We start from the raw sequence: 9,152 nt of genomic DNA, 5'->3' as shown, positions 1-9,152 counted from the left end.
GCCGCGCCCCAGCCCGGTGTCGCCGCGCCGCGCCCGGCCGCGCAGCAGCCCGCCGCGGCCCCGCGCGCCGCGAACGCGCAGACTCCGCCTCCCGGCGCCGCGCCTCGCGCTCCCGCGCCCCAGGGCGCCGCGCCCCGTCCGGCTCCGCAGCAGGCCGCCGCGCCCCAGCAGGGTGCGCCTCGCGCGGCTCCGCCCGCGCAGCCCCGCGCGGCGCAGACTCCGGCCTCGCCCATGACTCCCGCGTACGGCACGCCCTCGGCGGCGCCGGCGCCCCGCGCGCAGGCCCCCGCGCCCACGGCTCCGGCCGCCGCTCCGGGTCTGCCTCGCATGGAATCCGCCGCTCCGGCTCCGGCGGGGCTGCCCCGCATGGAGTCCGCTCCGGCCGCCGCTCCGGGTCTGCCTCGCATGGAGTCCGCTGCTCCGGCGTCGGCGGGTCTGCCTCGCATGGAGTCCGCCGCTCCGGCTCCGGCGGGTCTGCCCCGCATGGAGTCCGCCGCTCCGATGAGCGCCGCTCCGGCTCCGGTGGACCTGCCGCCCATGGAGACCCTGGCTCCGGCTCCTGCGGGCCTGCCCCGCATGGAGTCGCAGACGTCGCTGGCCGGCGTGGGTGTGGCGCGCGCGGAGCACAGCAAGGGCCCGACTCCCGCCGCCCGGCCGCAGACCGCGTCCGGCGTCACGGAGGTGCACGCGCGTCCGGCGTCGCTGTGGCGGCGGCTGCTGTCCTTCACCATCGACACCGCGGCCATCGCGGGCGTGGCGGCGCTCTACATCACGCTGGCCTCGTCGGTGACGGGGACGAAGGCGCCCCAGGCCGGGCTGACGGGGCTGGACGGCTTCGTGGCGTGGCTGCGCGCGTTCCACACCGTGCTCCTGCCGGGCTTTTTCCTGGTGCTGGTCCTGGCGCTCGTGTACTGCGCGGTGGCGGCCTTCCTGTGGAATGGGCGTACGCTCGGCCGGCTGCTCCTGGGGCTGAGGCTCGTGGACACGCACGGCCTCGCGCCCGCGCCGGGTCGCGCCATCGTGCGCGCGCTGCTCGCCAGCGTATCCTTCCTCATCTTCCTCGGCGGTTTCTGGATGGCGCTTTTCGACAGGCGCGGACAGACACTGCATGACAAGCTGACGTCCACCTTCGTCGTTCAACCGAGCTGACCTTCCGTTTCATTGTGCCTTGCGGCCGCGGCCGTAAGATGCCGCGTCCTACATGCCCGCCCGCCTCGCCCAGCTCCTTGTCTCGCGCCTGCTCCTCTCACCAGAGAAGGCCGGGGAGTTGCTGCGCCAACACCAGGCCCAGGGCGGGCACCTGGACACGCTGCTGCTGGAGCAGGGTGTCGCCAGCGAGGCGGACGTGCTGGCCATGCTCGGCGAGGTCTCCGGCTTCCGGCCGGTGAACCTCGTCGACTTCGAGCCCAACCCGGACGTCGCCTCCTTCATCCCGCCGAAAATCGCCGAGCGCCTCTGCGTGGTGCCGCTGTCGCTGGACGGCACCACGCTGCACGTCGCATGCGGCTATCCGGTGCCGAAGAAGGAGCTGGACGAGGTCGGGTTCCTCCTCGGCAAGCCGCTCGAGGTCTGGGTGGCCCTGGAGGTCCGCGTCCGCGAGTGGGTCTCCACCATCTACCGCCAGCCGCTGCCTCCGCGCTTCGCGCAGCTCGCCGCCGCGCTCGACCCGGAGCGCCTCGCGGCCGCCGCGCCTCCCACGGCCGCGCCCGTGGAGGACTCGCTCACCGCGGACATGGTGGAGCGCCTGGCGCGCGGCGTGGCGATGGAGCCGCTGCCCTCCGAGGTGCGCTCCGCGCCCCGTGAGCAGCCCAGGCGCCCCGAGACGCCCGCGCCGCAGCGCCCGCCTCCGCCTCCTCCCGAGGCGAGCAACGCTCCCCCTCCGGCCTTCGTCCGGGCGCCCCTGCGGCTGAACATGCCGAAGGACGAGGCCGCCGCGAAGCCGGCTCCGGCGGCGCAGCCGCAGCGTCCCGCGCAGCCGCCCCCGGCCCCGGCCGTCACCGGCGCGCCGCCCGCGACCCGCCCTGCTCCGCCGCCGGCCGCGCCGCCCGTGCCCCAGTCCCAGCCCTCGGCCCGTCCCGCCACGCCTCCGGCGCCGCCCGTGCTCCAGTCCCAGCCCACGGCGACGGTGCCCGGCAATGGTGTGCCGCCCGCCGCCCGGCCCACGCCTCCTCCGCCGCCGAGCGCCGCCGCCACGCCCGCGCAGCGCCCCGCCGCGCCGGCCGCCTCGGGTACGCCGCAGGTGTGGCCGCCCGCGCCCGCCGCCACGTCTTCACAGTCCACCGCTGGGGGCGCGCCGCAGGTGTGGCCCCCCGGCCCCGCCGCCGCGCCAACGCCCGCGGCCAATCCGCCGACGATGCGCTTCGGCACGCCGCTGGCGGGCCGGCCCGGCGCTCCGCAGCCGCCCGCTCCGGGCACGGAGCCCGCGTTCCTCGTCTTCCCGAACCCGGCGCGCCCGGCCACGCCCGAGCCCCCCGCGACCCGTCCGGCGGCGCCGCCGCCTCCCGCGGGACAGGACGTCCCGGACTGGACGCTGGCCCAGGCGCGTGCCGCGCTGAAGGAGGCCACGAAGGACCGCGACCGGCTCATCGACGTGGCGCTGCGCTTCGGCCGCCGCACGTTCGACTACGTGGCCGCCTTCGCCGTGGTGCGCGGCGCCGCGTCGGGGCTGGAGGCCCGGGGCGAGGGCATGACGGGCGACCCGCTGACGGCGGTGTCCGTCCCGCTCGACGCGAGCAGCGTCTTCCGCACGGTGGCCGTCACGCGCGGCAGCTACGCGGGCCCGCTGCCGCCGGACGCGCTCACGCGGCACTACCTGGAGCTGTTCGGCCGGCAGTCGCCGCGCACCGTCTTCCTCTACCCGGTCGAGGTGAAGGGCCGGCTGGTGGCCATCCTCTACGGCGACTGCGGGCAGAAGCCCATCAGCCAGCGCCGCCTGTCCGACTACATCCTGTTCTGCCAGGACCTGCCGGCGGCCTTCCAGGAGCTCATCCTCTTCCGCAAGCAGCGCGTGTCCGAGCTGCGCGCGCCGGAGGACGTGGAGCTGACCATCGACGTGGACGTGCCGGTCTCCTCCGCCACGCCGGCCCCCGCGCCCGCGGTGGTGGCGGGACTGGGCTGGAGCCCCTTCTTCGGCCGGGGTGGCGCCGCGAGCAACGTGGGCCGCGCCGCCGCGTTGCCCCCGCGCGCGCAGTCGCAGGAAGAGCGCCCGCCTCCAGACTTCTCGCCGCTGCTCAAGCGCCTCACCGGCCCGGACGCCGCGCAGCGCGCCAACGCCATGGCGGAGCTGGCGCGCTCGCCCGAGGCCAGCGCGAAGGTGCTGGCGCAGCACTTCCCCGGCCCCACCGCGTGGAGCCGCCTGCCGGTGGTGGAGCTGCCGGAAGCGGACGAGCTGGGCCCCATCCCCGGCGCCCTGTCGCGGCTGGGCCGTCCCGCCGCGCACGCACTGGCGCCGCTGCTGGACTCGCACGACGCGGACACGCGCTACTTCGCGCTGCTCACCGCGGGCAACCTGCCCTATGTGGAGCTGGTGGACGGCGTGCTGCGCGGCCTGTTCGACCTGGAGCCGGACATCTCCAGCGCCGCGCGCGTGGCCGCCTCCGCGCTCAAGCACCTGCCCCGGCTGGACGCCGCGCTGCGCGACCTGCGCCAGGAGCTGGGCAGCCGGGACGCGATGCGCCGCTCGCTGGCCGCGCGCGCCCTGGGCACGCTGCATGACCGGGAGGCGATTGAGGGCCTCATCCAGCTCACCGGCAGCGACGACGAGATGTGCGCCCAGGCCGGAGCGGAGGCGCTGCGCGAGGTGACGCGCGCCACCTTCGGGCAGAGCCCGCGCCAGTGGGCGCAGTGGTGGGCGGAGAACCGCAGCCGCCGCCGCGCGGACTGGCTGGTGACGGCGCTGCGCCACCGCGAGCTGGACGTGCGCCTGGCCGCGATTGAAGAGCTGAGCCGCGCGCTGAACGACACGCTCGGCTACTACGCGGACGCGCCCGAGACGGAGCGCGAGCTGGCGGTGCGCCGCTGGGAGTCCGCCGCGGTGGACCCGGCCAACGCGCGCCGGCTGGGCATGCTGTAGCGGCTGGACGGATGTCCCACGGGAGAGCGCCGGGGACGCTCCCGGGCGGATGCTGCTAGCCTTCCGCCATGCTCCTCGCCCAGATTTCCGACATGCACATCGGCGTCCCCGGCTCGGACGTGGAGCGCCGCTTCGACAGCGCCACCCACCTGGAGCGCGCCGTCCAGCACCTCTGCCGCCTGGAGCCACGCCCGGACGTGGTGCTGTGCACGGGAGACCTCGTCAACGACGGGAGCCCGGAGGAGTACGCGCGGCTCGCGGCCCTGCTGAAGCCCCTGCCCATGCCCTGCTACGTCATCGCGGGGAATCATGACGACCGGGAGCACCTGCGGGCCGCCTTCGCCCACCAGGGCTACCTGCCCGAGCAGGGCTTCCTCCATTACGTGGTGGAGCTGGGCCCGCTGCGGCTCATCGGGCTCGACACGAACGTGCCCGGTGCGCCGGGAGGAAGGCTGTGCGCCGACCGGCTGGCGTGGCTCGACGCGCGCCTCTCCGAGGCACCGGAGCGGCCGACGCTGGTGTTCATGCATCACCCGCCGTTCCGCACCGGCATCCACCGCGTGGACGCGATGGGCCTGGAGGGTTCCGAAGCGCTGGCCGCGGTCATCGGCCGCCATCCGCAGGTGGAGCGCATCCTCTGCGGTCACCTGCACCGGCCCATCGTGAAGCGCTTCGCGGGCACGGTGGCCAGCACCTGCCCGAGCACCATGCATCAGGTGGCGCTCGACCTGGAGCTGCCCGGCCGCATCACCCTGGTGCCCGAGCCCCCCGCCTGCCAGCTCCATCTCTGGAGCGAGGCCACCGGGCTCGTCTCGCACCTCAGCTACATCGGCGACTTCCGGTCGGCGGCATGAGGAGTCACGCGGTCCACACCCGGGTTGCCGGTGCTTCACGCCGCCCTGCCCCGACTCGGGAAGCCGTCGTTCCTGCAGCGGCGCGGGTCCGGTCCGGTCCGAGCGCTCCGTCCCCGGATTCCGGGCGACGTGCGCGAGCCTCCGCGTGTGAGGGCGGCTTGTGGAAGGCGGGGCCGAGCGCTCCGTCCCCGGATTTCGGGCGGCGTGGGCGAGCCTCCGCGCGTGAGGGCGTCATGACGGGTGGCGTGTGGAAGTCGGGGCCGAGCCACGCGTTTCGTCTCGGGACTCCAGGCGACGTGCGCGAGCCTCCACGCGTGAGGGCCGCATGACGGGCAACGTGTGGTTCAGTCTGGTGGCCTGCGCGGGGCTGCTGGCGCTGGCGGGAATCGCGCTCGCGCGCGTGGGGCGCAGCCCGCTGGCACTGCCGCTGTCGCTGCTGTCCATCACCCTGTCCACGTGGAACTTCTCCGCCTTCGCGCTGGAGCGCTCGGGCGAGACGGGCTGGAAGCTGGTGGGCTTCGCCGCGGGGCTGATGACGGTGCCCTGCACGCTGCACTTCATCCTCGCCTTCGTCGGGCGGCGTCGCCGCTCCGCGTGGGCGATGTTCGGTGCCTATGCCGTCTTCGCCGCGCTGGCCCTGGCGATGGTCGCGGGGCTGGGTGCACCCTCGCTGGCGGAGCGCCTGCTCACGCTGCGCTTCGGCCTGACGGTGACGGGGCTGGTGGTACCGCCGCTGGGCGGAGGCTTCGCGCTCCTGTGGCTGCACCTGCGCCGCGCGCAGCACCCGGACGAGCGGGCGCGAGCGGGGCTCGTGATGCTGGGGCTGACGCTGCTGGTGGCACTGCTCGTGACGGAGCTGGCGGCGGAACTGGGCCTCGACGTGGCGCGGCTGGGCAACCTGGGCACGCTGCTGGGCCTGCCGGTGATGGCCACGGTGGCGCTGCGCTTCGGCCTCTTCGGCCGCGACGTGGGTGCCGCGCGCATGGCGCTGCACGCGGTGGGCGTGGCGGGCGTGGGCGTGCTCGCGTACCTCGCCGTCTTCCGCCTCTTCGCAGGGCAGGCCGGCGCGCTGGTGGTGAGCACCACGGCCGTGACGTTCGCCCTGGTGGTCGCCACGCGCCGGGGCGTCACCGCCTTCGTCACCCGGAGCGAGCGGATGGAGCGGCTGGCCACGCTGGGCCGCTTCTCCGCGCAGATGGCGCATGACCTGAAGAACCCCATCGCCGCGATGAAGGGCGCCGCGCAGTACCTCAAGGAGGAGCACTCGCGCGGGCGCCCGTGGGACGACCAGGGCGAGTTCCTGGACCTGCTGCTGGAGCAGGTGGAGCGGCTGGACCGCGTGGTGGACACGTACCAGCGGCTGGCGCGCGTGGAGCCGCTGCCGAAGCCGGTGGACCTGAACGCGCTGGCGCAGGGCGTGCTGTCGCTCCAGTCCTTCGCGAGCCCCGGGCAGGTGCGCATCGTCCGCGAGCTGGCGCCGGGCCTGCCGCCGTGCTCGGGGGACGAGGACCTGCTGGCCAACGCGCTGGAGAACCTGGTGCGCAACGCCTTCGAGGCGATGTCCGGGGGCGGCACCCTCACCGTGCGCACGCTGCGGGACGGCGCGGGCGTGGCGCTGGAGGTGGAGGACACCGGCGAGGGCATGGACGCGCGCACCCGCGAGCGGGCCTTCGACGACTTCTTCACCACCAAGGCCTCGGGCAGTGGCCTGGGGCTGGCGTTCGTCCGGCGGGTGGTGGAGGCACACGGCGGCGAGGTGGTCCTGACAAGCCGGGAGGGTCACGGTACGGTCGTCCGGCTGCGCCTGCCGGCGGGCGTCCGGCACCTGTCGACCGGGGAAGGAGAGGCCGCGTGAGCGAGCCATTGAAGGGGAACGTACTGCTGGTGGACGACGACCTGGCGGTGGCCAAGGTGCTGGGCGCGCTGCTGGCGCAGGCGGGGCTGACGGTGCATGCGGCGCGCGATGGGAAGGAAGCGCTCGCGGTGCTGGCGCGCAGGCCCGTCGACGTGGTGGTGAGCGACGTGCGCATGCCGGGCATGGACGGCATGCAGCTGCTCGCGGAGGTGGCGAAGGGCTGGCCGGACGTGCCCGTCATCCTGCTGACCGCGCACGGCACGGTGCCGCTGGCGGTGGAGGCGATGAAGGCGGGCGCGGCGGACTTCGTGCTGAAGCCCTTCGACCGGGAGGAAATTCTCTTCACCATCCGCAAGGCGCTCTTGCGCACGCAGGGCGACGCGCCCGAGCCCCTGCGGGCACCGAGCCCCTTCATCGGCCGCAGCAAGGCCATGGCGGACGTGCAGGCGATGCTGGCGAAGGCGGCCACGGGCACGGCCACGGTGCTGCTGCGTGGCGAGTCCGGTACGGGCAAGGAATTGGCTGCGAAGGCGGTGCACGACGGCAGCCCGCGGCGCGCGGGGCCCTTCGTGAAGCTGCATTGCGCGGCGCTGCCGGACACGCTGCTGGAGAGCGAGCTGTTCGGCTACGAGAAGGGCGCCTTCACCGGCGCTGCCACGCGCAAGCCCGGACGCGTGGAGCTGGCACACGGCGGCACGCTGTTCCTGGACGAGGTGGGCGACATCCCCCCGTCGATGCAGGTGAAGCTGCTGCGTGTGATTCAGGAGCGCGAGCTGGAGCGGCTCGGCGGCACGCAGCCGGTGAAGGTGGACGTGCGCTTCGTGGCGGCCACGCACCAGCCGCTGGAGGAGTTGGTGAAGGCGGGCCGCTTCCGCGAGGACCTCTTCTACCGGCTCAACGTGGTGCCGGTGGAGCTGCCGCCCCTGCGTGCGAGGCCCGAGGACATCGAGCCGCTGGCGCGGCACTTCCTGGACGTGCACGCGAAGGCCAACGGCCGGCCGCCCTTCACGCTCACCGACGACGCGCTCGCGGTGCTCCAGGCGCAGCCGTGGCCGGGCAACGTGCGCCAGCTCCAGAACTTCCTGGAGCGGCTGGTGGTGCTGTCCGACGGACAGGTGCTCACGGGTGACGAGGTGAAGCGCGAGCTGGCCCGACAGCCAGGGCTGTCCCCCGCTCCCGCGCCCCTGGCCTCCGCGCCGACGACACTGGAGGCTCCGTCGGCGGCGGGCGCGGACGCGGGGCTCACGCTGGAGTCCCAGCGCAAGGGCATGGAGAAGCAGGCGCTGGTGGATGCGCTCAAGCGTGCCAATGACAACCGCACGCTCGCGGCGCGGCTGCTCGGCATCAGTCGGCGCACGCTCTACAACAAGCTGGAGGAGCACGGGCTGCTCTGACGCCCTCTCGGCTCGTCACGCGGGCTTCACCAATTTCGCACGTATTTCTGCTTTGCTTCCGCCTGGGCACGGAGCGTTCCGTGCCCGTGAAAGCGAGCACCGCGTGCAGAGAACTCCCCGCCATTTCGTGTTGCCGTTCCTCCTTGCGTTGTCGGGCACCCTCCTCATTTCGGGCTGTGATGTCGGCGAAGAGGCCCCGACCTCCGTCGAGCAGGCAGAATCCCTCGCGACGGACCCGAGCGAGCTCTACGTCGACACCACGTCGCTCTGGAGCTCTCCGGTCATCAGTGTCTGCTGGGAGAACCCGACGGACGCGAATGCCACCGAGCGAGCCTGGGTGCAGCACGCGGCCGAGAGTACGTGGGGCAGTGTCTCGCGAGTGGACTTCGTCGGCTGGGGCACGTGCACGTCGACGTCACGTGGCATCCGCATCCGTATCGCGGATACAGGGCCTCACGTGAAGCAGCTCGGCAGGCGGCTGGACGGCTACGTCAATGGCATGGAGCTCAACTTCACCTTCGCGAACTGGGGCCAGAGCTGCCAGTGGCAGCGTGAGTTCTGCATCCGAGCCATCGGGGTGCACGAGTTCGGTCATGCGCTCGGCTTCGCACACGAGCAGAACCGCCCGGACCGTCCGTCCACCTGCACGGAGCCCGCGCAGGGTTCCAACGGCAACCTGATGATTGGCGCCTGGGACCTCCAGTCGGTGATGAACTACTGCAACCCGGACTGGAACGGGAATGGGCAGCTGAGCGCGACGGATATCGCGGGCGTCGTGCAGCTCTATGGTGACGCGCTATGGAGCCGGGAGTTTGGCTACAACGCCGGGGGTTGGCTCGTGGAGAAGCACCCGCGCACCGCAGCGGACGTCAACCGCGATGGACGCGCCGACATTGTCGGCTTCGCCAATGACGGGGTGTACGTCGCGCTGTCCACGGGCACCGGCTTCACTGCCGGCCAGTTCTGGCTTGGCGAGT

6 protein-coding genes are annotated in these 9,152 nt (G+C 73.7%); all 6 read left to right on the top strand.

Going from position 1 to position 9,152, the window contains the following annotated elements; all coding sequences use genetic code 11:
- The coding region (locus HG543_RS56020) for an RDD family protein (RefSeq protein WP_246357827.1) at positions 1–1,149 on the top strand (1,149 nt) is incomplete at its 5' end.
- A 52-nt stretch (positions 1,150–1,201) separates the two neighbouring features.
- A complete protein-coding gene (locus HG543_RS47890; protein WP_169351662.1) occupies positions 1,202–4,072 on the top strand; it encodes a GspE/PulE/PilB domain-containing protein in 2,871 nt (956 codons plus the stop codon).
- A 68-nt stretch (positions 4,073–4,140) separates the two neighbouring features.
- Complete coding sequence (locus tag HG543_RS47885) at positions 4,141–4,926, top strand: phosphodiesterase (RefSeq protein ID WP_169351661.1); 786 nt, start codon at positions 4,141–4,143, stop codon at positions 4,924–4,926.
- Positions 4,927–5,251: 325 nt separating this feature from the next.
- Entirely contained in the window at positions 5,252–6,781 is a 1,530-nt protein-coding gene (locus HG543_RS47880) for a sensor histidine kinase (protein ID WP_169351660.1), read from the top strand.
- Positions 6,778–8,175, top strand: a complete 1,398-nt coding sequence (locus tag HG543_RS47875; RefSeq protein ID WP_169351659.1) for a sigma 54-interacting transcriptional regulator — start codon at positions 6,778–6,780, stop codon at positions 8,173–8,175. Before HG543_RS47880 ends, HG543_RS47875 begins: the two co-directional genes overlap by 4 nt.
- Positions 8,176–8,302: 127 nt before the next feature.
- Positions 8,303–9,152 (top strand): M12 family metallopeptidase (locus HG543_RS47870; protein WP_343073625.1); only part of this gene is annotated, 850 nt, incomplete at its 3' end.

The sequence above is a fragment of the Pyxidicoccus fallax genome (assembly GCF_012933655.1).
Classification (GTDB): Bacteria; Myxococcota; Myxococcia; order Myxococcales; family Myxococcaceae; genus Myxococcus; species Myxococcus fallax.
The sequence above is the reverse complement of the archived record's forward strand: the minus strand, read 5'-3'. Positions and strand labels throughout refer to the sequence as shown.